This is a genomic window from Bradyrhizobium sp. UBA2491 (genome assembly GCF_002341725.1).
Taxonomy (GTDB): Bacteria; Pseudomonadota; Alphaproteobacteria; order Rhizobiales; family Xanthobacteraceae; genus Bradyrhizobium.
In genome coordinates, this window is record NZ_DDOP01000093.1 from 1 (window position 1) to 22,807 (window position 22,807).

Below are 22,807 nucleotides of genomic sequence, written 5' to 3' on the forward strand. Positions count from 1 at the left end.
CGCCGCGCGCGATGCCTTGATCAAGCATCACTGATGCTCGATCGCGTTGCGTCTGACGGCACAAGGCGAATGACGCGGTGTTGCGGCGTGACGTCCCTGCGTGTGGTCGGCGATCGCCTGGAGCGGGACGAGTCTTGGTTGAATCGGCTTTGCTCGGTCTTGGTTCACCTCTCCCCGCCGGGGAGAGGTCGGATTGCGCCTGGCGATGCGAAGCATCGTCCAGTGCAATCCGGATGAGGGCTCTTGCTCTCTCGATAGACCGCAACCCCTCACCCTATTTGCTGCGCAAATCGACCTCTCCCAAAGGAGAGGTGAACTTTCGATGCCGTTCCAGCTCGACCTATCTCATCAGGTGTTAGAACGAGCAGGTGCCGTTGTTCAGCAGGCCGGTCTTGTAGCTGAACGCGGCCTCGAAGGTCGGCAGCTCCTCGCTGACCACGGCGTAGTCCGCCGGCCACGGCGCGGTCGGGATGCTCTGGTCCCAGATCTGGCAGAAGCCGGTGTCCTGCCAGCGGATCAGGTGATAGGGCGTGGCGCTGGCGGGGCTTGCCACGGCAAGCACGGACACGGTCGCGGCAAAGGCGGCGCAGGCGATCGCAAGACGGCGCATGGGAAATCTCCGGTTCGAAAAAAGTGAATGCTCCGCGGCAATCGTGGAGCTCTGGGGCCGATCACCCCGGACATGCTGTGAGTGTTGCCGTCTCGGGAACTGGTTCAATCCGGGTTGCACCGAAACCATGCGAGTGAACGGCGACCGCTGTCTCAAATTGCGTCGTGGCGAACGCTTGCTACAGTCGGCGGGTTGCGATTCGCATCCGCATCGTGAGTGAGACATTCCTGGGGAGACTGCGCATGAAGCTTTCGTCCACCCTCCGCGCCGCGCTGGTCGCGTTGATGGCGTTCACGGGGTTTGCTTTCTCGTCCGCGGCGCGTGCCGATAGCGGCTTCGTCAAGCTCACGATCTACAAGGCCGGATGGATCATCGGCGGCTCCGGCGGCAGCGGCGTCCTGACTTTCCGCGGCCGCTCCTATCCGCTCTCGACCGGAGGTCTCGACTACGGCCTGGTGTTCGGCGGCTCCAAGACCGTGCTGCGCGGCCGCGTCAGCAACATCAATCGGCCGTCCGACGTTGCCGGCGTCTACGGCGCGGCGGGCGCGGGGCTCGCCATCGGCCGCGGTGCCCGCGCGATCGTGCTCACCAATCAAAAGGGTGCGGTGCTCGAATTGACCGGCCACCAGGTCGGCCTGATGGCCAACGCCGATCTGAGCGGTCTTGCGATCACGATGCGGTAGCGCGCTTCGTTCAATCCATCCCCGTCATTCTGAGGTGCGAGCCTCTTCGGCGAGCCTCGATGGATGAATCGGCCACCAGCCGGGCCGCGCATCCTTCGAGACGCGCGAAGACGCGCTCCTCAGGATGACGGGGCTGGGGGTCAGCGCGTCTGCGTAATTTCGGAATATTAGAAGTGTATCCGTGAGTTGCCCGACGTGTCAAGTCGAGCGCCGGCCATAGCCGGCTGCTTTGCATGGGGTTGTTTTCGATATTTTGGCAACGTGCCGCCCCGCGCGTGACCGCGGCGGTGTCTACCTGAACAAATGCAGCGCTGCGTATTGCAGCAGCATGATGGTCTTGGCATCGACGATGCGGCCGTCGCCGATCATGGCGAGGGCGTCGTCGATCGCAAGCTCCAGCACCTCGATGTCCTCGCCCTCGTCGGCGAGCCCGCCGCCGTCACCGATGCGCATCGCGGCGTCGTATTCGGCGACGAAGAAATGCAGCTTCTCGGTCACCGCGCCCGGCGTCATGAACGCTTCGAACACCTTGCGCACGTGTTCGAGGCGGTAGCCGATCTCTTCCTCGGCCTCGGCGCGAATGCGTTCCTCAGGCGCGGCATCGTCGAGCATGCCGGCGGCGGCCTCGATCAGCAGATCGTCATAGCCGTTGGCGAAGGCCGGGTAGCGGAACTGGCGCACCAGCACTACGGTGCGGGCCTTCAGATTGTAGGGCAGCAGCACCGCGCCATTGCCGCGGTCGTAGACCTCGCGCACCTGGGTCTGCCATTCGCCATTGCTGCGGCGGTAGTCGAATGTCGCGCTCTTCAGCTCGTAGCGGCGTTTCGACAGCAGCTCGACGTCCTTGACGCGGACGCGGTCGGCGATGCTCATGCGTCAATCCTCAATTCGATCACGGCGTGGCTTCGCGGCCATCGAGCCATTTTGCCAGCATCACCGAGGTGGATTCCTCGTAGCCGAGCGATTGATAGAACGCGCCGGCCTTGGCGTTCTCGCGCCGCACCAGCAATTGCAGCTTCGGCACGCCGGCGGCGCGCAACCAGTCCTCGACCGCGGCCATCATGACGCGGCCAAGGCCCTTGCCCTGGCTGTTCGGATCGACCGCGACGTAATAGACCCAGCCGCGATGGCCGTCGTGGCCGACCATCGCGGTCGCCACGATCGCGCCGGCGTCGCGACCGACCAGCACCGTCGAACTCGGTCCTCGCCGTGCCAGCGCAATGTCGGAAGCGGGATCGTTCCATGGCCGTGTCAGGCCGCAGGCCTGCCACAGCGCGACGACGTCAGGGATGTCGGCGTCGGCGATTGGTGCGATGGCGAGGGAGGGAGAGGGCACTGTCGCCTGCACGGTCACAGCACCTTGCCCGGATTCATGATGCCGTGCGGATCGAGCATCGCCTTGATGGAGCGCATCAGCTCGATTGCGACCTTGTCCTTGACGTCGGGCAGTTCATCGCGCTTCAGCACGCCGATGCCGTGCTCGGCCGAGATCGAGCCGCCCATGCGCAACACGATCTCGAACACCACGGCATTCATGTCGTGCCAGCGCGCCAGGAAGTCGGCCGCGTTGCCGCCGACCGGCTGGCTGACATTGTAGTGGATGTTGCCGTCGCCGAGATGGCCGAACGGCACCGGCCTTGCGCCCGGGATCAGCTTGACGACCGCCGCATTGGCCTCCGCGATGAAGGCGGGCACCGCCGCGACTGGCACCGAGATGTCGTGCTTGATCGAGCCGCCTTCCGGCTTCTGCGCCGCCGACATCTCGTCGCGCAGCTTCCAGAACGCCTGGCGCTGGCTCAGATTGGCGGCGATGACGGCGTCGTCGACGATGCCGTCTTCCATGCCCTGGGCAAGGATCGCCTCCAGCGTGTCGCGCGCATCGTCGCGCGACGACGACAGCTCCATCAGCACGTACCAGGGGTGCTTGCTGGTCAGGGGATCGCGGATGTCGATGCCGTGTCGGATCGAGAAGTCGACCGCGATGTCGGCGAGCAGTTCGAAGCTCGTCAGCGCACCGGCGGCCTCGTTGCGCGAGATCGACAGCAGCTTGAGCGCGGCCGCCGGCGACTTCAGGCCGACATAGGCGGTCTCGACCGCGCGCGGCCGCGGAAACAGCTTCAAGGTCGCCGCGGTGATGATGCCGAGCGTGCCCTCGGCACCGATGAAGAGGTTGTGCAGGTTGTAGCCGGTGTTGTCCTTCTTCAGCTTGGTCAGCGCGTTGAGCACGCGGCCGTCGGCCAGCACGACCTCGAGCCCAATCGCCATCTCGCGGGCTACGCCATAGGCGAGTGCCGCGGTGCCGCCGGCATTGGTCGAGAGGTTGCCGCCGATGGTGCAACTGCCTTCCGCGCCGAGCGACAGCGGGAACAGCCGGTCGACGTCGGCCGCCTTCTGCTGCGCGATTTGCAGCACCACGCCGGCCTCGCAGGTCATGGTGTTGGATTCGACGTCGATGTCGCGGATCTTGTCGAGCCGCCGCAGCGACACCACCACCTCGCCATTGTGCGGGGTCTGGCCGCCGACCAGGCCGGTGTTGCCGCCCTGCGGCACCAGCGCGATCTTGTGCTCGCTCGCAAGCTTGCAGATCGCGGCGACCTCAGTGGTCGAGCCCGGGCGCAGCACCAGCGGCGAGCGGCCCTGGAACAGGTCGCGCTCCTCGGTGACGTAAGGCTTGATGTCGGCGGCGTCGGTCACCGCATATTTCTCGCCGACGATGGCGCGGAACTTTGCAAGCAATTCGGGCGGAAGCGGCGGCACCGCTGATTGGACGATGTTCATTTTTTCTTGGTCTTTCACTTGATCGGGAAGCTTTGTTTCAGCATGACCCTGATTTCCAGGTCATGCTTCCCGTCCAACCGCTGCGCGGCGCAGCCGGTCATTGATGGCCTCGCCCAGCCCGTCCTCGGGAATGGGCATCACGGCGATAGCATCCGCATTTCTCTTGTCGAGCGTGCGAAGGTAGCCGAACAGATTGGCGGCAGCCTCGGCGAGATCGCCGCGCTCGGACAGGTTCATGACCACGGAGGCGGATTCGCGCCGTGCCACCTTGCCTGAGCCGAATGCCAACAAGGCCTCGCCGACATGGACGTCGCTGGCATTGAGCCGGACCGGTGTCCGCGGCGCGTAATGCGAGGCGAGCATGCCGGGGGCGACCGGCTGGCCGTCGGCCTCGGCGTCCTGCGGCGGTGATTGCAAGGCATGGCCGAGCACATGCTCGATCTCGGCGCGGGTCAGCCCGCCCGGCCGCAGCAGCACCGGATCGGAGAAGCAGCCGACGATGGTCGATTCGACGCCGACTTCGACCGGGCCGCCATCGACGATCAGGTCGATTCGGCCCGCCAGATCGCCGTTCACATGCTCGGCGGTGGTCGGCGAGACATGGCCGGAGAGATTGGCCGACGGCGCCACCACGGCACCGCCGAACGCCTTGATGATGTCGCGCGCCACCTTGTGGGCCGGGATCCGTATCGCGACCGTATCGAGGCCCGCGGTCGCCAGTTCCGCGACCGGGCAGGACAGCGCCTTGGGCAGCACCAGGGTCAGCGGACCGGGCCAGAACGCCTCCGCGAGCCGCAGGGCCTGGCCGTCGAACAGGGCGATTCGGCGCGCCGCGCCGAGATCGGCGACATGGGCGATCAGCGGATTGAAGGCCGGGCGGCCCTTGGCCTGGTAGAGCCGGGCGATCGCGGCCGCATTGCCGGCATCGGCGCCAAGGCCATAAACCGTCTCGGTCGGAAACGCCACGAGGCCGCCCTCGGCCAAAACCCCGGCGGCGGTGGCCGTGGCGGCCGCGCCGGCGGGCAGAACGTGCGTTTTCAGGCCTGTTTCCACTGTGACTAGATTCCTCAATTCGGTGCCTTGCGGTCCCCGAAACCCGACGCTATAAGCCGGGCCTCTTAGTCGGAGTGTGGCTCAGCCCGGTAGAGCACTGCGTTCGGGACGCAGGGGTCGCAGGTTCGAATCCTGCCACTCCGACCATCTTCCCCGAGGGTTTTTTCCTCTCATTCCCGTCCCCGGTCAAGTTGACGGCCGCGGTCTTGGCCGCCGAGGGTGCCGCACGTCTTTCGTGGCTCGCGGTAACGGTTTCCTTTCGGGACATCGGGGCAGGACGGCTATGCGGATTGTGCCAGACGGTCGGGGCAAGCCGGCGGTCTCCGACGCAATTGTCCTCTATATTGTCGCCTGACCGGCGCGAAACTGCACTCGCGCGGAATTGGCCCTGACCCCTGCAAATCTGGATATCGATGATGCTGTCGCTTCCCAAAACCAAGATACGCGTCCTGTTGCTGGAGGGCGTGAACGATTCCGCGGTCCGGATGTTCGAGGCGAACGGCTATACCGAGTTGCAACGTCTGCCCAAGGCGCTCGGACCTGCGGAGCTCAGGCAGGCGCTGTCGGGGGTCCATATGCTGGGCATTCGCTCGCGGACCCAATTGACCGCGGAGATTCTTGATGCCGCCGACCGCCTGCTGGTCGTCGGGTGCTTCTCGGTCGGCACCAACCAGGTCGATCTCGACGCCGCGCGAAAGCTCGGGATCCCGGTCTTCAATGCGCCATACTCCAACACGCGCAGCGTGGCCGAGCTGACCATCGCTGAAATCGTGATGCTGTTCCGCCGGATCTTTCCGCGGTCGGTCTCCGCGCATGCCGGCGGTTGGGACAAGTCCGCCGACGGCAGCCGCGAGGTGCGCGGCAAGACGCTCGGCATCGTCGGCTACGGCAATATCGGCTCGCAGCTGTCGAACCTCGCGGAAGCGATGGGCATGCGCGTGATCTATTTCGATCACACCGACAAGCTGCGTCACGGCAACACCGAGCCGGTCGACACGCTCGACGAACTGCTCGCGGCCAGCGATGTCGTCTCGCTGCACGTGCCGGAGACGCCGGCGACCGCCAACATGATCGGCGCGGCCCAGCTTCGGCTGATGAAGCCCGAGGCGTATCTGATCAACAACTCACGCGGCACGGTGGTCGATCTCGACGCGCTGGCGAGTGCCTTGCGTGAGGGCCGGCTGGCGGGCGCGGCGGTCGATGTGTTTCCGGTCGAGCCGGTGTCGAACGAGGCGCGCTTCGTCTCGCCGTTGCAGGGACTGCCCAACGTCATCCTGACGCCGCATGTCGGCGGCTCGACGGAGGAAGCGCAGGATCGCATCGGCGGCGAGGTGGCGCGCAAGTTGATCGACTATTCCGATGTCGGCTCGACCTTCGGCGCAGTCAATTTTCCACAGGTGCAATTGCCGGCGCGACCGACCGGCACCCGGTTCATCCATGTTCACCGCAACGCGCCGGGCGTCATGCGCCAGGTCAACGACGCGCTCTCCCGGCACGGCATCAACATCCTGGCGCAGTATCTGCAGACCGACCCGGAGGTCGGCTACGTCGTGCTGGAGACCGACGTGGTGGGCGGCGAGGGCGAGGCGCTGCTCGCCGATCTGAGGGCCATCGACGGCACCATCCGCGCCCGGGTGCTGTACGACCAGAACCGGCCGCAGGGGTGATCGAGCAGGTCAGTCCGCCGAGAAGCCGAACGGGACGCTCGAGGTTCTGAAATCGTCGGGAAGGATCTCGCGCCCGATCGGCGGCGCCGATCGCGCCGCGCATCGCGGACGATGGCAGACGCGGCAGGCGACGCCGATCGGTGTGGGCTCTTCGGCGTTCGGCCCCTGTCCCTCGCGCGTGTAGATCAGCTGGCTCGCATGCTCCGCTGCGCAGCCGATCGCGATCGCGCGCTCGACCCGGATGGCGCCGAACGCGCCGCCGCCGGCGGTCACGGTGCGCGCGATCGAGAAGAAGCGCTGTCCGTCGGGCAATTCCAGCCATTGCGTCACGATCTGGCGCGGCGTCTTGAAGATGCCGTGCACCGACCATAGTGGGCACGCCCCGCCATGCTTGGCGAACGGGAAGCCGGCGCCGTCGAGCAGCTTGGAGATGTTGCCGGCCGGATCGACGCGGATCAGGAAGAACGGCACCTTCTCGAGACCCGGCCGCTGCAGGGTCGTGACACGGTGTGCCGTCTGCTCGAAGCTGGTGCCGAATTGGCGCGCCAGTGCTTCCAGGTCGTAGCGACGCGCCTCGACTGCCTTTGCGAATACGGAGTACGGCATGATCAGCGCGGCCGCCGCGTAGGCGCCAAGCGCGCGGCGTGCCAGCAACTCGGCGCTCTTGCTGGTGAACTTGCCGTCCTCCACCGCCGCGCTGATCTCGTCTTCGAGTTCGAGATAGGCGAGCTGCTTGGCCAATTGAAAGTTGAGGCCCGCGGTGTCGAGCGAGTCCTCGAGCAGCAATTGCCTGCGATGCATGTCCAGCCGCCGGATCGAGCCGAGCATGACGTTGGGCGGCAGATAGCGGACCTGGAGCTTGTGACGCTCGCGCAGTCGCTCGATAAATCCGGCCGGGCCGGCCGGCTCGTGGACGAGGCGTTCGGCTGCGTCGTCGAGATTGGCGAAATTGTTGCGCCGCGCGGCGAGGAACCGCCTGACCTCCGCGACCGGATCATTGGCGTCGAAATTCTCCTGCCCCGGAAAGGATGCGCCGCCTGCGAGGTCCGGCGCGCTTCGCTCCGCCAGTGCCAGTTGTTCTTCGCGATAGGCGGTGTAGAGGCGCAGGAACGCCTCGGTCATGCCGGGATAGCTGACCGCGAGGTCGCTGACCTCGAGCGCGGGGATGTCGATGTCGGCGAACATCGGTTCCTTCAGGATCGACTGCATGCGCGCGGTGTGATCGGCGCCGCCGTCGCCGGCGAGATCGGCCAGATCGATCTTGTAGGTGCGGGCGAGGCGAAGCAGCATGTCGGCGGTCACCGGCCGCTGGTTGCGTTCCAGCAGCGCGACATAGGGGGCGGAGATCTCCAGATCGGCTGCCATGTCGGCCTGGGTCAGCCCGAGATCGCGCCGCAGCCGGCGCAGCCGGGGCCCCATGAAAACGGAACGGGCGCTTGAGGTTGCCATCGCCTAACTCATGGATTGTAAGGTTATTACAACAATACAATGGTTTCTTGTAAGTTATGACAAGTTTTCCGCGCCAGGTCTAGCTCCCGGCGAGACTGGGCTTACAAAAGAGCCCAGTTATTTCGTCACCGAAGGGATCACGGACATGAACTTCCAACCGCGCGGGATCAGCGACCGGGCCATCCAGGGACCGGCTTCCTATCAGAGCGAGCTTGAGGCGGCCGAGGCGCTGCTCAAGACCAAGGACACCTGGAACGGCGTCACCGCCGAGGCCGTGGCGCGCATGCGCCTGCAGAACCGCTTCAAGACCGGTCTGGACGTCGCCCGTTACACGGCTGCGCTGATGCGCGCCGACATGGCCGCCTATGACGCCGACAGCACCAAGTACACCCAGTCGCTCGGCTGCTGGCACGGCTTCATCGCGCAGCAGAAGCTGATCTCGGTCAAGAAGCACTTCGGCAACACCGATCGCCGCTACCTCTATCTCTCGGGCTGGATGATCGCCGCGCTGCGCTCCGAGTTCGGCCCGCTGCCCGACCAGTCGATGCACGAGAAGACCTCGGTGCCGGCGCTGATCGAAGAGCTCTACACCTTCCTGCGTCAGGCGGATTCCCGCGAACTGAACGATATCTTCCGCGCGCTCGATGCGGCCCGCAAGGAAGGCGACAAGGCCAAGGAAAAGGCGCTGATCGAGAAGATCGACAACTTCCAGACCCACGTCGTGCCCGTCATCGCCGACATCGACGCCGGCTTCGGCAACGCCGAGGCGACCTATCTGCTCGCCAAGAAGATGATCGAGGCGGGCGCCTGCGCCTTGCAGATCGAGAACCAGGTCTCGGACGAGAAGCAGTGCGGTCACCAGGACGGCAAGGTCACCGTGCCGCATGAGGTGTTCATCGCCAAGATCCGCGCCTGCCGCCATGCGTTCCTCGAACTCGGCGTCGAGGACGGCGTCATCGTGACCCGCACCGACTCGCTCGGCGCCGGCCTGACCCAGCAGATCGCAGTCAGCCACAAGCCCGGCGACCTCGGCGACCAGTACAACAGCTTCCTCGATTGCGAGGAAGTGACGGCCGCCAATGCGCGCAACGGCGACGTCATCATCAACCAGAACGGCAAGATGATGCGTCCGAAGCGTCTGCTCAGCAACCTCTACCAGTTCCGTCCTGGCACCGGTGCGGATCGCTGCGTGCTCGACTGCATCACCTCGCTGCAGAACGGCGCCGACCTGTTGTGGATCGAGACCGAAAAGCCGCATATCGAGCAGATCGCCTCGATGGTCGACCGCATCCGCAAGGTCATTCCGAACGCCAAGCTGGCCTACAACAACTCGCCGTCGTTCAACTGGACCATCAACTTCCGTTGGCAGGTCTACGACGCGATGAAGGAAGCCGGCAAGGACGTCAGCAAGTACAACCGTGCCGAGCTGATGAAGCCGGAATACGACGAGACGCCGCTGGCGATCGAAGCCGACGAGCGCATCCGTACCTTCCAGGCGGATTCGGCCAAGCGCGCCGGCATCTTCCACCATCTGATCACGTTGCCGACCTATCACACGGCGGCGCTGTCGACCGACAACCTCGCGAAGGAGTATTTCGGCGAGCAGGGCATGCTGGGCTACGTCAAGAACGTGCAGCGCGCGGAGATCCGTCAGGGCATCGCCTGCGCCAAGCATCAGAACATGGCGGGCTCGGACATCGGCGACGATCACAAGGAGTACTTCGCCGGTGAGGCTGCCCTCAAGGCGGGCGGCGCCCACAACACGATGAACCAGTTCGGCTAATCGCCCGAACGGATCAAGATATCGGCGGACAGGCGGGATTGCGCGGCAATCCCGCCTGTTCTCTTTTTGGGCGGGGCGGTTTCGACCATGCTGACGCGGTCGGGGCCGCCCCGTTGCGTTTGCATACCCTTCCCTCAAGACCCGGCGCATGTGTGGAGGTTCACGCATTCGACATGCGCATGATACCTTGCCAATTCGAGGGTACGCCACGCGATGAATGTCGGGCACTACACATCCGCCGTCGCCAGCTCTGCCGTGATGGAGCGGCTCAAGCCGTTCGATCCACGCGTCGTCGGAACGCTGCCGCTCGACCTGGCCGTGCCGGGCAGCGACATCGATATCGTCTGTCATGCGTTCGATCCCGACGCGTTCGCCGAGATCATCTGGACCCACTATCGATCAGCCGCCGATTTTGCGCTCTACCGATGGACCTCGGACACGCGGCCGGTGATTGCCCGCTTCATGTGGGACGGTTGGCCATTCGAACTGTTCGGTGACCACCGCCCGGTCGACCGGCAGCCGGGCTGGATCCATTTCGATGTCGAACGGCGGCTGCTTGCGCTGGACGACGGACGGCTGCGGCGAGCCGTCAGCAGATTGAGGGCAGGTGGCCTCAAGACCGAGCCTGCGTTCGCCGCCGTGCTCGGGATATCGGGAGATCCCTACCGCGGACTGCTTGAGCTTGCGGCCGCCACCGACGCCGCGTTGCGCGCGCGGATCGCGGCATGCGATCTCACCTGATCACCGGTCTATGAACTTCATTCGCCCGGAACGAGGTGGCCGACTGGCGGCCGTGCGAGGCGCCGGTGCCTGCGGCGGGATAGATAGAGCAGGACGCCGGTCACCACGAACAGCGGCATCATGGCGGCGGCGAGCATGAAAGCGAGCTTGCCGGGCCATCCCAGGATGGCGCCGCGGTGGATGTCGAGCACGGCGGCAAGGACGCGCTCGCCGGACGTCTTGTCTGCATAACGATCCGACGCGATGACGCGACCGGTGACGGCATCGATACGGAACTCGTCACGGACGCTCTCAAGCGACGAGTCCCGCGACCATGACCGCACGCGCACGGCGGTGCCCGCACCCGCCGGCAGGGTCAGCAGCGCCCGTCCGTAATCGTTGTTCTCCTGCTGCAGGAACGCGGTCCAGACACGATCGAAGCCGAGCGGCTTTGCCTCGGCCTTGCTTGTATCAACCTTGTTCGTATCAACCTTGTTCGTATCAGCTTTGTTGGCATCGGCCTTGGCGTCAATTTTGCCCTCGGTTGCCGCCGCGCCGCGCGGCGGCTTGGGTTGCATCGCGGCCGCCGTGGTCTGGGGCCGCGCCAACAGCCAGTTGGCGCCGGCCTTGTACCATTCGAACGAATACCAGAGGCCGGTCAGCGTCATCACCAGATAGACCGGCAGCACCCAGGTGCCGATCACGGCGTGCAGGGAGCGATGCAGGCCACGCCCGCGCAGGCCCAGATTTGGCTTCAGCCACATCTTCACGCTGCGGGCGCGGTGCGGCCAGCGCAACACCAGGCCGGATATCAGCATCACGATCAGGCAGATCGCGGCGGTGCCGGTGATCTTGCGGCCGATGCCATTGCCGTCGCCCGGCAACAGCATCCAGCGATGCAGCTTGCGCACGGTGGCGAAGAAGTCCTCGCCGCGCGGCGAGCCAAGCACGTGCCCATTATAGGGGTCGACATAGACCGAGGACGGCCGCGTACCGCCTTCGCTGCGGGCAAAGCGGATGCGTGCCGCGGCCGCTGGGTCGCTGGCCATGGTCACGGCCGAGACCTTGCCGAAGTCGCCCGCGCCTTGCAGCCGCGCGACCAGTTCGTCCGGCGTCAGCCGCCGCGTTGCACTGGCATCGACGCGCATGATGTCGCCGTTCAGGCCGGCTTCGATTTCGTCCTCGAAGCTCATCGTCGCGCCGGTGATGCCGACCACCGCCCAGATCAGCGCCAGCGCAAGGCCAATGATGGAATGGACCTGCAGCAACGCGGCCCTGATCGAGGATTTGTTCATGGGATCAGAAGATGTGGCGCACCGGAACCAGCGGGGCTTGTCGCAATCGCCGCCTATTCAACAGCGCGTCGGGACCCTACCGAAGAGCTCGCAGCGATGCCACCCACGCCGGTTTGGAATCGATCCAAGCTGCCGCGGAACGCTCCAATGTGTCGGCGGGGTGACGCGCGGGTACTAGCTCAGCTTGACGGACAGCTCGATGCCGCCCTGGTGCGACAGCAGCACGGAACGAAAGCCGTTGCGCGGATCGCGCACCAGGGAGGTGTAGTCGCGATAATCCTGCTCGAACAATTCGACATTGTCGCACAGCACGACCGCGCCGGCCCGGAGCTGCGGGGCCACCACGTCGATGACCGGCCGCACCAGCGGGATCCAGCTGTCGAGCAGCAGGAAATCCACCGGCCCGCCGGCGTCCTTCAGGATTTGCCTGGCATCGCCGATGCGGATCTCGACGAAGTCGGAGAGGCCGGCATCGGACAGGTTCTGCTGTGCGATCGCGGCCTTGCTGGGCTCGATCTCGGTTCCGATCACCACGCCTTCGCCGCCGAAGTCCCGCATATTGTCGCGTACGGCCGCAGCGAGGTAGATCGTCGAGACGCCGAACGAGGTGCCGAATTCGACGACGCGCGTGGCGCGAAGCGAGCGGCACAGCAGATAGCAAAGGTCGCACTTTTCCGGGTCGAGCGCGACCAGCTTGTCGCGCACGAAGCTCATGTCGTCAGCGGAGCCGGGATTGGTTGGGCCGCTGCCGGCGCGCCGCTTGGCGTCGTAGTATCGCCGCATCTCCGGGGATTGCTGGGTCTCGAGGTCTCGCAGCCGCGCCAACACCGTTTCGGCGCGCGGATCGCACAGCACATTGCTCATGACGTCACCTTCTGGACCATCAGCAGCTGTATCTAAAGTCGAATATCCTTCGAAATTTGTCAACGCTGATTTTGCCGCGGCGGCCAGCTGCGGAGCGGCGCGCCGGCAATACTGCGCCATCTCGAAACCAGAATTCGCGTCGCTAGAATTTCACCGTCGCCGAGAGCGAGAAGCGCCGCGCATCGCCCATCGCCACGGCCAGGTTGCTTACGGCGGAGGGATAGTAGACGGTGTCGAACAGGTTCTTGACGTTGAACTGGTAGATCACCGGCAGCGTGTCGACCTTGGTCTCGTAGGTCGCGAAGATGTCCGCGACGGTGTAGGACGGCAGCACGAAGCTGTTGTTCGCGTCGCCTGGCCGGTCGCCGACATAGCGCGCGCCGCCGCCGAGCCGGAGCCGGCCGGGCAGGGTGGTGCCGAAATCATAGACCAGATAGAGCGAGGCCGTGTTCAGGGCGACGTTCTGCAACTGCTTGCCGGCATAGGTCGGGTCTTCGATCACGCGGGCGTCGGTATAGCCATAGCTGCCGATCACGCTCCAATTGTCGGTCAACCTGCCAGTGACGTCGAATTCGGCGCCGCGCGAGCGTACCTTGCCCGCCGCCGTGTAGACGTTCAGCGCGGTCGCCGGATCGAGTTGGCTCACCAGCACGTTCCGTTTCTCGATGTCGTAAACCGCGACGGTGCCGGAGAGGCGCTTGTTGAGATCGAACTTGACGCCGGCTTCGTATTGCGTGCCTTCCTCGGGCGCGATGTTCGAGCCGAGCACGACACCGCCGCCATTGCTCAGGGGCGCGATCGTCGAGTTCGGCTTCAGCGATTGCGTGTAACTCGCATAGAGCGAGACCTGGTCGGTGAGCTTGAAGATGGCGCCGCCGAGCGGCAGCACCTTGTCGGCCGACACGTTGGTGTTGGTGATGAAGGGCCGACCCTTGCCGGCGAGCTGGTCGTAATCCATGTAGCGCACGCCGCCGACCAGCGCGAAGCGCTCGGTCAAATGCAGCGTGTCCTGGAAGAACAGCGACCACTGGCCAAGCTTGTCGGTCTGGGCGCTGTCGACCGCGGACACCGTGGTCCCCGGCGTGATCAGCCCATACACCGGATTGTAGACGTTGAAGCTCGCCGTCGATTGCCGGATCAGATTGTCGCGATAGATCGTGCGGTACTGGCCGTCGCCGCCGAACACCACCTCGTTGCGGAAGCCGCCGAGCCAGACATTGCCCTGCAGATAGGAGGTGCCGTAGCTGACATTGCTGAGCGAGCCCTGCGTGCCGTCATTGCTGCGGGTCTCGACGCCTGACTTGATGCCGGTGATGCGGAGCTGGTTGGCGCTGAAGGTCTCTGTGTTGTAGCTGTAGGCTGCGAACAGCTTCCAGTCCTGGTTCAGGCGATGCTCGACCGAGGCCTGCATCAGGTCGGAAGTGCCCCACATGTTGTTGAACGGTTCGTCGAGCCGGCGCGTCGCCGGGATCGCCAGCGTCGCCTTGGTCGCGGGATCGAGCGCGGTGCCGCGGTCGAACGGCGAGATGAATTCGCGGTGCTCGTAGTTGAGCTGGACGGTGGTGTTCTCGCCGTACCACGCCAGTGACGGCGCGATCAGCATCTCCCGGTGGCGCCCGAAATTGCGCCAATAGTCCTCGCTCACGCCGTAGCCGATGAAGCGATAGGCGAGGCCGCGATCGCCGATCGGGCCTGTGATGTCGATGGTGCCGTCGGCGCCGTTCTTGTTGTTGGCGTAGGTCGAGCCGAGCAGGGTCACCGAACCGTGCTGATAGAGCTCGGGGCGCTTGCTAATGGTGTTGACGATGCCGCCGGGGTCCATGATGCCGTAGAGCAGCGACGCCGGACCCTTCAGCACCTCGACGCTCTCGACGGCCGCATTGAGGCTGCGGCCCTGCACCAGCGGCATGCCGTTGCGCATGATCGAGCCGTCGCGGTTGTCGCCGAAGCCGCGGCGGATCACGGCGTCCTGGGTGCCGGCCAGCGTGTTGGTCTGGGTGACGCCGCTGACATTGGCCAGCGCGTCGTCGAGGTTACGCGGCAGCTGATCCTTCAACACCTGCTCCGGCACCACGTTGACCGCCTGCGAGGTGTCGAGCGGCGAGGCGCCGCTGCGCAATGTGGTGGAGCTCGGCATCGCGCGGTAGCCGAGTTTGGCTTCGTTCAGTGCCGCGGCGGCCGCGGCTGCGCGCTCCGACGGCGTTGGCGGTGTCGGCTGCGTATTCCGGGCGCGCTGCCGTGCCGCGGTGGCAGCCTGTGTCCGCTGCGCCGGCCGTGCCGAACTGGCTGCCGGCTTGCGCTTCTGCGTCGGCTGGTCGACCACGACCGGCGGCAATGGCACGCTCGATTGGGCGCTTGCCGGCGTCGCCGCGGCGGAGAGGTCGGCGAACAGGAAGGCCGCGCCGATCAGCAGATGGGTGCGGCCCTTGTCGGCGGCATTTCGACGGTCGCCGATAACACGGCCATCAGCATTCACAGGCACTCTTGGACTTCCGATTCACGCGAACTCGTTCACGCCGGGCCTCTAGCAGTCGGCGCGCGCGAAAAGAACCGGAGCAGGCTTGAATCTCTCTAACCGGGTTGGACTTGATCGTTCTGAGGCGAAGTAAAGCTCGCGCGTGTGTGCGAGCCTTGTACATCGTCGCCTGATTGTCGCATCGGTGCGTCAATAGGTCGCGTGCCTCTCCCCCGAGGCCGCACGCATCGATGGATGCAGACCGTGTCGCGCAAAGCGCTCACGACATCGCCAGGCTGACAGGTGCCGAGCCGACCATGCCGGTGCTCACACCGTCGCGCGCCATCGATTCGATCGCGCTCCAGTTCTCGCGAAAGATGCGCGCCGCCTCGTTGGCACTCTCCGCTTGGATCGTCAGGCTGCACGCGCGTCTCGCGCCGTTGCTGGCGAGCTGGAAGTAAAGGACATACCCAGACGATTCCGCGCCCTGTGCGCCCAACGGTACCTGCTGCATGTAGGTTTTCCCCAATCGTGTTTTTGTTGCGCCATCCGCGCGCAGGATTTGACAGCGATGCGGCACCTTCGTGATTCAAGACGCGCAATCTGCTCGATTGCGCATTTTTATCCGACGGTGTTGCCGGGATTCAACAGACATTGGAACCAGCGCGGCGCATCGACTGCAACCCAACCGCGATCACAGCGTGGGTTCAACTTTCGCGGCGTGGCCTATGCGTCGCCATCCGGATGCACCATCAGGGTTTCCTGGATCGAGGTCGCGAGCATCGTTCCCTCGCGATCATGGACCCGGGCGATCGACAGCCCGCGGCCGCCATCGGCGCAGGGACTCTCGGTTTCCACATGCATCCATGCGTCAGGTGAAAACGCGTGGTGAAACCAGATGCAGTGGTTGAGGCTCGACAGATAGAGTGGTGCGCGTGATTGCAGGTCGCGGAGGTGGCCGCCGACGCTGGAGAAGTTGAGCCACCAATCCGAGAGATAGGCGAACACCGCCGCCTGGGCACGGGAACCCGCCGCAAGCGGCTGCCGGCATCTGATCCAGAACCGCAGCCGCGGTCCCGCTGACGCGGCCGAGAGCTGACGATCGATCTCGGGAATACGAAAATCCATGCTCGGCTTGATGTGCTGCGAGTAGGGGCCGAGCGGCCGCAACTGCGCCATCAGTGCATCGGGGATCATGGAGAGATCGGGCAGGCTGTCGGGGTCCTCCGAGGCTGCGAACGGCGCAGCGTGGTGTGGACCCGGCTGCGGCGCGCAGAACGTGGCCTGCGCGCTGAGTACCGTTCGCCCGTCGCCCTGGTGGCCAACGACATGGCGCGAGGAGAATCGCTTGCCGTCCTGGAGGACTTGCGCGTCGAAGCTGATGCGGCGGGCCGGATCGGCGCCGCGCAGGAACAACAGCTGCAACATCGCCGCCGGGCGATCTTCGGGGGCGCTCAGCGTCGCGGCCATCATCGCCTGGCCGAGGATCTGGCCGCCATAGGACCGTCCGTTGAGATTGCCGTCGCCGTAACGGCTGCGATAGCGAAACGGGGCGATGGTTTCGAGCGAGACCAGCGCCTCCGCCGCCTGGTTGTCCCATGGATCGCAGGCGGCTGCGCCACCGTCCGCGATGCGGATGCCTTGTCCGTCCATCCCGATCACATCGCCGGGAACTTCTGCGGTCCCGGATAGAGCGGATAGCCGGCGGCGACGCCGTATTCGCTGATCCCAAATCCGGTCTCGCCGCCGCTCTCGAGCCGGACGACGTGATCCGACAGCGTGCGTGCGATGGCGCGTGTCGCGGCATCGTCGAGGTTCCAGACGTCGTGCGCGGCATCGTGCTCGCCGCGGTCGTCGCCATGGGTCCAGCCCTGCAACCCGCCATACATCCCGGCCTTGAGATAGAACCGGGTCGGCAATCCCAGCATCCTGACATGACGCGGCGCGCCGCGATCGAAGGCGAAGGTGAAGTCGCCCGTCGCAATGGTCTGGCCGAGCGGATCGTCGGCCCACTCGATCCTGTGCTCGACCGAGGTGACTTCGCGATGCGACACCGATCCGTCGGCCTCGCGGCGGAATTCGGTGCCGGAGAGGTAATGCGGCTTGCCGGGCGTTCGCTCCTTGATGAAGATCGATAGCGCCGACTGCGGAAACTGGAACATCGACCAGGTCCAGAAGAAATTGCGATGGGTCGCAACCGGCGGCCTCGCCTCGTCGGTGCGCATCTCGGAACGCAGGCCCCAGGAGCGGTCGCGCTGTCCCCACCACAATTCGGGCTCGATCTCGTAGCGCTTGCCGTCGGCGACGATCCAGCCGCGCCAGCGGCCGAACTGCGAGACGCGGGCGAGGTCTTCCTCGACGACGCCGTTGCGCTCGCGGAAGTTCTGCTTCTCCTGCGCCGCCGGAAAGCTCGCCCTGAATTCGAGCGCGAAGCTGATGCCGGACGGGTTCTCGGCGAGCGACAGCCGGTGCAGGCTGTTGCCCTCGACGATCTCGATCCTGAGCCCGCCGACCTCGGTCTCCAGCGGGCGGGTCCCGAGCCGGCGCGAGGCACGGAAATTGTGCTGGCGGCGGCCGATCGTGATGCCGGCGAAGCCGTCCATCACGTTGCGGTTCGGATAGTAGCCGAGCCCGATATCGATCAAGAGCTCGCTGCCGTCGATCGGGTGCGCGGTGTACCAGTAGCGCTCGGTGAACCTGATGTCGCCGCCGCCCGCCTTGGCAAACGGCTGCGGCGTCTGGTGGCCGATGAGATCATCCTGGGCTGTCAGCATTGTTCTTGTCCTTGTGTTTGAGCCTCGGTCGTTCGATGTGCGGTGCGGTCAGTCCTTGGCGGCCTGTTTGGCCGGTCCAGCGCCCACGATGTCGCCGAACAGCACCCAGGTCTTGCCGTCGAAACGGGCGAAGCGGCGTTCGGTGATCGCCGCGTAGTCCTGCGGCGTGGTCTGGATGGTGATGCCCGGCAGCAACATGGGGAGCTCGATGCCGCTGAGATTGGTGGCCTGCTTCAGCACGTTCTCCCGGGTGAGTTTGTCGCCGCAGCGCTGCAAGATGATCGCGCCGAGCTGTGCCGTGGTGTAGCCGGTCACCGCGATCACGTCGTTCGGGTCCATGCCCGGCATGTATTTGGCGACGAAGGCGAGATAATCGGTCATGCCCTTGTCATTGGCCCAGGCGGGATCGTTCGGCGTCTTGTAGGAGGTCGTGGTCAGGATACCGGTGGAGGCGTCGAGCCCCGCAGGCACCAGCACGCCGGTGATCGAATTCGCGGTCGAGCCGAGGAAGATCAGCGGCTTCCACCCGAGTTCGTGGATCTTGCGGATCGCCATCGAGGCAAATTTGTTCTGCGCGGCGATCAGGATGGTATCGGCGCCCGAGGCCTTCAGGTTCACGATCTGGGAATCGATCGTCGGCTCGGTCGATTGATACATCGCCTCCTTGACGATCATCGCCTCCGCTTTCGCGCCGAGCCCTTCCTTCAGGCCAAGCACGAAATCCTTGCCGATATCGTCGGCCTGCAAGAGCACGCCAATCTTTGCATCCGGCTTCTCGCGCAGGACGTAGCGCGCGATGATCCGGGATTCGTTGACGTAGGTCGGCGAGTAGGGCGTCGTCCACGGGAACTGCTTCGGATCGTTCCAGCGCGTGCCGCCGCTCTGCACCAGCAGCTGCGGGACGCCGTTGCTGTTGAGAAATTTCTGGATCGCGGCGTTGGTCGGCGTGCCGAACGGCGCCATGATCGCGAGCACCTTGTCGTTCTCGACCAGCGCCCGCGTCACCTCGACGGTCTTGGGCGGGCTGTAGGCATCGTCGCGGGTCAGCAGGTTGATGTGGCGGCCGTTGATGCCGCCTTTCTCGTTGAGCATGGTGAAATAGGCGAGCATGGTCTTCGGAAAGCTCGCATAGATCGACGCCGGTCCGCTGTAGGGCGCATTGGCGCCGAGCAGGATCTCGGTGTCGCTGACCCCCGGACCATAGGCCTTCTCTGCATTCGCTGGCGCGAGTGCGCCGGCGAGCGCGAACGCCCACACGGCAAACGTGACGATTGGCTTCCGCATCATCCCCTCCCATGACGGCCCTCTTCGCGGGGCTCGTTGATCACTGCGGCGGTGCCTTGAGGCTTTACCCGTCGCGTCGGTCATGCAATAATAGACCGTCTGTCCGGATTATCAACTGGAATCTCCGGGCGGAAATGATCGGCTTCGCGCGTGACGGAAACATCCGCGCGTGCGCGGCCGCCTAGCGGTGAGGAGGAAACATGAAGCTGACGCAGGCGCTCATCTCGGCAGTGCAGTTGCGCAAGGACGCAGCCGGAACCATCCATGCCGGACGATCGCGGAGCTGGAAGGAGATCGGCCGCCGCGTCGCCTGTGCCGCGGGCGGGCTGCGGCGGTTCGGCATCGAGGCCGGCGACCGCGTCGCGATCCTGGCGCACAACAGCGATCTCTATATCGAGGCGCTTTATGCCATCGCCTGGGCCGGCGCCGTCGCGGTGCCGCTCAACACGCGCTGGGCGGTTGCCGAGAACGCCTACGCGATCGATGATTCCACGCCAAAGCTGCTGCTGGTCGACAAGGCCTTTGCCGAGATCGCATCGGCGCTGAAGGGCGCGAAGTCACTCACCGCGACGATCTATCTCGACGAGGGCGAGGTTCCCGACGGCATGCGGAGCTATGATGAGCTCGTTGCACATGCGCCGATCGAGGATACCTCCGGTTCCTACAATGATCTCGCCGGCATCTTCTACACCGGCGGCACCACGGGCTTTCCCAAGGGCGTGATGCTGTCGCACGCCAACATCATCTACGAATCGCTGGTCTGGATCTATGCGCTCCGTTTCCGCGAGGACACCCGGTATCTGCATTCGGCTGGCATGTTCCATCTGGCCGGCACCTCGCCGATGATCGCGCTCACGCTGGTCGGGGGCACGCATGTCACGATCCCGAAATTCGAGCCTGAGCTCGCGATGAAGACGATCGCCGAGCACAGAGTGGATTACTGCCTGTTCGTGCCGACCATGCTCAACATGATGCTCAACCATCCGTCGTTCGGCACGTATGATCTGAGCAGCGTCAGGGATTGCGAGTATGGCGCCTCGCCGATGCCGGACGCGCTGCTGGTCAAGCTGATGCGGGTGTTGCCGAACTGGCGTTTTCACCAGGGCTACGGCATGACCGAGAGCGCGGCACTGGCGACCATTCTGCCCTGGGAATATCACGCGTTGGAAGGGCCGCTGGCGGCCAAGCGCAAGTCCGCGGGGCGGGCGGCGCCCGGCGTCGAAATCCGCATCGTCGATCCTGCGGGCAATGAGGTGCCGCGCGGCACGGTCGGCGAGATCGCGATCCGCGGCGCCGGCGTGATGCTCGGCTACTGGCGCAAGCCGGAGGAAAGCGCCCGCGTGCTGCGCAATGGCTGGCTGCACACCGGCGACGGCGCCTGGATGGACGAGGACGGCTTTGTCTATATCGTCGACCGCCTGAAGGACATGATCGTCTCCGGCGGCGAGAACGTCTATTCCGGCGAGGTGGAGAACGCGATCTTCCAGCACGAGCATGTCAAGGAATGCGCCGTCATCGCGGTGCCACATCCGCAATGGGGCGAGGCGGTGCACGCGATCGTGGTGCCGAAGGATGGCACCCGGCTCGATTCCGAGATGGTGATCGCGCATTGCCGCACCTTGATCGCGGGCTACAAATGCCCGCGCTCGGTCGACATCCGGCTCGAGCCGTTGCCGCTGACCGGCTCCGGCAAGATCATGAAGTCGGCGCTGCGCGAGGAGAAGTGGCAGGGCTATACGAGGTCGGTCAATTGATGCCGGAAGCTGCGAAACGATCCGACGATGTGGCGGATGCCGCGCCGGACCTCATGCGCCCGGCCGCCGTCAATGACGATGCGGTGCGCAGTGCGCTCGCACGACATTTGTCGCGGACATCCGGGAGCCGGACGGAGATCACGAGCTTCGGCCGCAAATCGTCGGGCTTCTCCTGGATCACCTACGCTTTCGTGGCGCGCTCGGCCGAGGGAGACCGCAAGCTGATCCTCCGCGTCGGTCCGCCGAGCGGACTATTTGCGCCATATACTGTGCTGCCACAGGTTTATGCGTTGCAATCGCTGGCCGGCACCGGCGTTCCCGTTCCGGCGCTGGTGTCATCAGAACAGGATGGCGCGGAGATCGGCTTTCCCTTCTTCATCTGCGCGCATGTCGAAGGCGAGGTTCCGGCGCCCTGGGCGGCAAGCGAGCTCGATCCGGAGCACAAGCGCGCGATCGCCCGGCAGTTCGTCGAGATCCTCGCATCATTGCACCGGATCGACGCGGGCACGACGCCGTTTGCGACGTTGCAGCAGGGCGAAGAGCGTGCCGAGCTGCGCGCGATCAGTGGCTGGCGCGCCTCGCTCGCGCGCCCGACGGCGCGATACTATCCGCTGCTCGATTGGGGCGGCCGCTGGTTGCACGACAATTGCCCGCAGCCGCCACGCCGCACCATCGTGCATGGCGACTACCGGATCGGCAACTTCATCGAGCACGAGGGGCGGATCACGGCGATCCTCGATTGGGAATTGACCCATCTCGGTGATCCCCATGAGGATCTGGCCTGGGCGATGATGCCGACCTTCAACGCCAGAAGCCGCAAGCTCTACGGAGTGCTCGAGCGCGCCGAGGTGATCGATCTCTATCAGCGCGCCTCGGGCATTGCAGTTTCCGACCGCAGTCTCGCCTTCTACGAAGCCTATGCGCTGTATCAGGCCGCCGCGATCCAGATGTGCGCGGTACGCGCCTTCGAGGTCGACCGCTTCAACGACATGCGCCTCGCGGTGATGGCAAGCCAGATGCCCTCGATCGTGCGGGCCTTCGAGCGCGCATTGGAGGCTGTGGCATGAGTGCATCTTTCGAGCGGCTGATCGACGGCATCATCGATGCCTTGCAAAGCCACGTCGTGCCGAACGCCAGCGACGATTTCGTCCGCGGCCAGGTGTTCTCCGCGATCTACGCGCTGAACGGGCTGAAGCTCGCCGCCGACTGGAAGGCCGGGCCATTGCTGGAGCAGGTGCGCCTGCAAGACGGCACCTTTGCCGCGATCAGGCAATTGGCCGACGGCATGGCGCATCCGGAGATTCCCGCGACGCCCCGTGTTCGCGGCAACATCTCCGATGCCGCCGCGATCGAGGCGCTGCGGGATGAGGGCGACCGGCAGCTCGGACAGCTTCTGTTATGGGCCAGCGGCGAGGTCGCGCGTGCGGCTGACCGCGCTGCCGCGAACGAGATCGAGCGCCTACTGCGGCGCGCGATCTGCGACCAGCTCAAGATCGAGCTCGCGACGACGCCGAAGTCGATGTTGCAGCAGATCGCGGGCGGTGACGGCGGCGCGGCGCAGGGCTGAGGCAAAGACGCTTGCCGGTCCGCCGCGAGCGTGTTATTCATTGACCGAACGGTCGTTCGGATTATTATTAA

At 65.1% G+C, this 22,807-nt stretch carries 20 protein-coding genes and 1 tRNA gene; 8 read left to right on the forward strand and 13 right to left on the reverse strand.

Annotated features, from left to right (window positions below):
• Positions 1-355 precede the first annotated feature (355 nt).
• Positions 356-610, reverse strand: coding sequence for a hypothetical protein (locus B2W55_RS31535; RefSeq protein WP_024580528.1), 255 nt, complete (start codon positions 608-610; stop codon positions 356-358).
• A 242-nt stretch (positions 611-852) separates the two neighbouring features.
• Between B2W55_RS31535 and B2W55_RS31540 the strand changes: the two genes are divergently transcribed.
• Complete coding sequence (locus B2W55_RS31540; RefSeq protein ID WP_024580529.1) at positions 853-1,293, forward strand: hypothetical protein; 441 nt, start codon at positions 853-855, stop codon at positions 1,291-1,293.
• A 291-nt stretch (positions 1,294-1,584) separates the two neighbouring features.
• Here B2W55_RS31540 and B2W55_RS31545 read toward each other — a convergent pair whose 3' ends face one another.
• From B2W55_RS31545 to B2W55_RS31560, 4 genes are read right to left on the reverse strand one after another with little or no spacing between them, the layout of a single operon-like run.
• Positions 1,585-2,166: a GDP-mannose pyrophosphatase gene (locus B2W55_RS31545; protein WP_024580530.1), complete on the reverse strand. Its 582-nt coding sequence runs from the start codon at positions 2,164-2,166 to the stop codon at positions 1,585-1,587.
• Between the two features lie 19 nt (positions 2,167-2,185).
• On the reverse strand, positions 2,186-2,647 hold the full coding sequence (locus B2W55_RS31550) for a GNAT family acetyltransferase (protein ID WP_024580531.1): 462 nt from the start codon (positions 2,645-2,647) through the stop codon (positions 2,186-2,188).
• On the reverse strand, positions 2,644-4,071 hold the full coding sequence (locus B2W55_RS31555; RefSeq protein ID WP_024580532.1) for an FAD-binding oxidoreductase: 1,428 nt from the start codon (positions 4,069-4,071) through the stop codon (positions 2,644-2,646). The genes B2W55_RS31550 and B2W55_RS31555 overlap by 4 nt, the downstream gene beginning before the upstream one ends.
• A 60-nt stretch (positions 4,072-4,131) precedes the next feature.
• Positions 4,132-5,124 (reverse strand): L-threonylcarbamoyladenylate synthase, encoded by a 993-nt coding sequence (locus tag B2W55_RS31560; RefSeq protein ID WP_024580533.1) that lies wholly within the window; start codon positions 5,122-5,124, stop codon positions 4,132-4,134.
• A gap of 70 nt (positions 5,125-5,194) precedes the next feature.
• Between B2W55_RS31560 and B2W55_RS31565 the strand changes: the two genes are divergently transcribed.
• Positions 5,195-5,271: transfer RNA gene (locus B2W55_RS31565), tRNA-Pro, on the forward strand.
• A 266-nt stretch (positions 5,272-5,537) separates the two neighbouring features.
• On the forward strand, positions 5,538-6,791 hold the full coding sequence (serA, locus tag B2W55_RS31570; protein WP_024580534.1) for a phosphoglycerate dehydrogenase: 1,254 nt from the start codon (positions 5,538-5,540) through the stop codon (positions 6,789-6,791).
• A gap of 9 nt (positions 6,792-6,800) precedes the next feature.
• Here the strand turns inward: serA and B2W55_RS31575 are convergent, their stop codons facing one another.
• On the reverse strand, positions 6,801-8,240 hold the full coding sequence (locus tag B2W55_RS31575; RefSeq protein WP_024580535.1) for a helix-turn-helix domain-containing protein: 1,440 nt from the start codon (positions 8,238-8,240) through the stop codon (positions 6,801-6,803).
• Positions 8,241-8,385: 145 nt separating this feature from the next.
• Here B2W55_RS31575 and B2W55_RS31580 point away from each other — a divergent pair, with 145 nt between their 5' ends.
• Both B2W55_RS31580 and B2W55_RS31585 read left to right on the forward strand, forming a co-directional pair.
• Entirely contained in the window at positions 8,386-10,023 is a 1,638-nt protein-coding gene (locus tag B2W55_RS31580; protein ID WP_024580536.1) for an isocitrate lyase, read from the forward strand.
• A 213-nt stretch (positions 10,024-10,236) separates the two neighbouring features.
• Positions 10,237-10,764, forward strand: a complete 528-nt coding sequence (locus B2W55_RS31585) for a DUF4269 domain-containing protein (RefSeq protein ID WP_024580537.1) — start codon at positions 10,237-10,239, stop codon at positions 10,762-10,764.
• 17 nt (positions 10,765-10,781) lie between these two features.
• Here B2W55_RS31585 and B2W55_RS31590 read toward each other — a convergent pair whose 3' ends face one another.
• The 7 genes from B2W55_RS31590 to B2W55_RS31620 all read right to left on the reverse strand — a co-directional run bounded on the left by B2W55_RS31590 (position 10,782) and on the right by B2W55_RS31620 (position 19,415).
• On the reverse strand, positions 10,782-12,038 hold the full coding sequence (locus B2W55_RS31590; protein WP_024580538.1) for a PepSY-associated TM helix domain-containing protein: 1,257 nt from the start codon (positions 12,036-12,038) through the stop codon (positions 10,782-10,784).
• Between the two features lie 174 nt (positions 12,039-12,212).
• Entirely contained in the window at positions 12,213-12,902 is a 690-nt protein-coding gene (locus tag B2W55_RS31595; protein WP_024580539.1) for an O-methyltransferase, read from the reverse strand.
• 142 nt (positions 12,903-13,044) lie between these two features.
• Positions 13,045-15,378, reverse strand: coding sequence for a TonB-dependent siderophore receptor (locus B2W55_RS31600; protein WP_024580540.1), 2,334 nt, complete (start codon positions 15,376-15,378; stop codon positions 13,045-13,047).
• Positions 15,379-15,637: 259 nt separating this feature from the next.
• Entirely contained in the window at positions 15,638-15,871 is a 234-nt protein-coding gene (locus tag B2W55_RS31605) for a hypothetical protein (protein ID WP_024580541.1), read from the reverse strand.
• Positions 15,872-16,083: 212 nt separating this feature from the next.
• Positions 16,084-17,010, reverse strand: coding sequence for an acyl-CoA thioesterase (locus B2W55_RS31610; RefSeq protein WP_024580542.1), 927 nt, complete (start codon positions 17,008-17,010; stop codon positions 16,084-16,086).
• A gap of 5 nt (positions 17,011-17,015) precedes the next feature.
• The gene (locus tag B2W55_RS31615; protein ID WP_024580543.1) at positions 17,016-18,131 is read right to left on the reverse strand and encodes a hypothetical protein; all 1,116 of its coding nucleotides are present in this window, start codon (positions 18,129-18,131) and stop codon (positions 17,016-17,018) included.
• Positions 18,132-18,179: 48 nt separating this feature from the next.
• Positions 18,180-19,415: an ABC transporter substrate-binding protein gene (locus B2W55_RS31620; protein WP_024580544.1), complete on the reverse strand. Its 1,236-nt coding sequence runs from the start codon at positions 19,413-19,415 to the stop codon at positions 18,180-18,182.
• 200 nt (positions 19,416-19,615) lie between these two features.
• Between B2W55_RS31620 and B2W55_RS31625 the strand changes: the two genes are divergently transcribed.
• The 3 genes from B2W55_RS31625 to B2W55_RS31635 are packed head-to-tail and all read left to right on the forward strand — an operon-like array spanning position 19,616 to position 22,736.
• Positions 19,616-21,169 (forward strand): acyl-CoA synthetase, encoded by a 1,554-nt coding sequence (locus tag B2W55_RS31625; protein WP_024580545.1) that lies wholly within the window; start codon positions 19,616-19,618, stop codon positions 21,167-21,169.
• The gene (locus B2W55_RS31630) at positions 21,169-22,236 is read left to right on the forward strand and encodes a phosphotransferase family protein (RefSeq protein WP_029878990.1); all 1,068 of its coding nucleotides are present in this window, start codon (positions 21,169-21,171) and stop codon (positions 22,234-22,236) included. Before B2W55_RS31625 ends, B2W55_RS31630 begins: the two co-directional genes overlap by 1 nt.
• A complete protein-coding gene (locus B2W55_RS31635) occupies positions 22,233-22,736 on the forward strand; it encodes a hypothetical protein (protein WP_024580547.1) in 504 nt (167 codons plus the stop codon). Before B2W55_RS31630 ends, B2W55_RS31635 begins: the two co-directional genes overlap by 4 nt.
• Positions 22,737-22,807 lie beyond the last annotated feature (71 nt).

What these genes read in the sequence shown, in the direction of transcription:
- B2W55_RS31535 (WP_024580528.1), bottom strand. Translation starts at nt 610, where the DNA reads ATGCGCCGTCTTGCGATCGCCTGCGCCGCCTTTGCCGCGACCGTGTCC.
- B2W55_RS31540 (WP_024580529.1), top strand. Translation starts at nt 853, where the DNA reads ATGAAGCTTTCGTCCACCCTCCGCGCCGCGCTGGTCGCGTTGATGGCG.
- B2W55_RS31545 (WP_024580530.1), bottom strand. Translation starts at nt 2,166, where the DNA reads ATGAGCATCGCCGACCGCGTCCGCGTCAAGGACGTCGAGCTGCTGTCG.
- B2W55_RS31555 (WP_024580532.1), bottom strand. Translation starts at nt 4,071, where the DNA reads ATGAACATCGTCCAATCAGCGGTGCCGCCGCTTCCGCCCGAATTGCTT.
- serA (WP_024580534.1), top strand. Translation starts at nt 5,538, where the DNA reads ATGATGCTGTCGCTTCCCAAAACCAAGATACGCGTCCTGTTGCTGGAG.
- B2W55_RS31575 (WP_024580535.1), bottom strand. Translation starts at nt 8,240, where the DNA reads ATGGCAACCTCAAGCGCCCGTTCCGTTTTCATGGGGCCCCGGCTGCGC.
- B2W55_RS31580 (WP_024580536.1), top strand. Translation starts at nt 8,386, where the DNA reads ATGAACTTCCAACCGCGCGGGATCAGCGACCGGGCCATCCAGGGACCG.
- B2W55_RS31585 (WP_024580537.1), top strand. Translation starts at nt 10,237, where the DNA reads ATGAATGTCGGGCACTACACATCCGCCGTCGCCAGCTCTGCCGTGATG.
- B2W55_RS31590 (WP_024580538.1), bottom strand. Translation starts at nt 12,038, where the DNA reads ATGAACAAATCCTCGATCAGGGCCGCGTTGCTGCAGGTCCATTCCATC.
- B2W55_RS31595 (WP_024580539.1), bottom strand. Translation starts at nt 12,902, where the DNA reads ATGAGCAATGTGCTGTGCGATCCGCGCGCCGAAACGGTGTTGGCGCGG.
- B2W55_RS31605 (WP_024580541.1), bottom strand. Translation starts at nt 15,871, where the DNA reads ATGCAGCAGGTACCGTTGGGCGCACAGGGCGCGGAATCGTCTGGGTAT.
- B2W55_RS31610 (WP_024580542.1), bottom strand. Translation starts at nt 17,010, where the DNA reads ATGGACGGACAAGGCATCCGCATCGCGGACGGTGGCGCAGCCGCCTGC.
- B2W55_RS31615 (WP_024580543.1), bottom strand. Translation starts at nt 18,131, where the DNA reads ATGCTGACAGCCCAGGATGATCTCATCGGCCACCAGACGCCGCAGCCG.
- B2W55_RS31620 (WP_024580544.1), bottom strand. Translation starts at nt 19,415, where the DNA reads ATGCGGAAGCCAATCGTCACGTTTGCCGTGTGGGCGTTCGCGCTCGCC.
- B2W55_RS31625 (WP_024580545.1), top strand. Translation starts at nt 19,616, where the DNA reads ATGAAGCTGACGCAGGCGCTCATCTCGGCAGTGCAGTTGCGCAAGGAC.
- B2W55_RS31630 (WP_029878990.1), top strand. Translation starts at nt 21,169, where the DNA reads ATGCCGGAAGCTGCGAAACGATCCGACGATGTGGCGGATGCCGCGCCG.
- B2W55_RS31635 (WP_024580547.1), top strand. Translation starts at nt 22,233, where the DNA reads ATGAGTGCATCTTTCGAGCGGCTGATCGACGGCATCATCGATGCCTTG.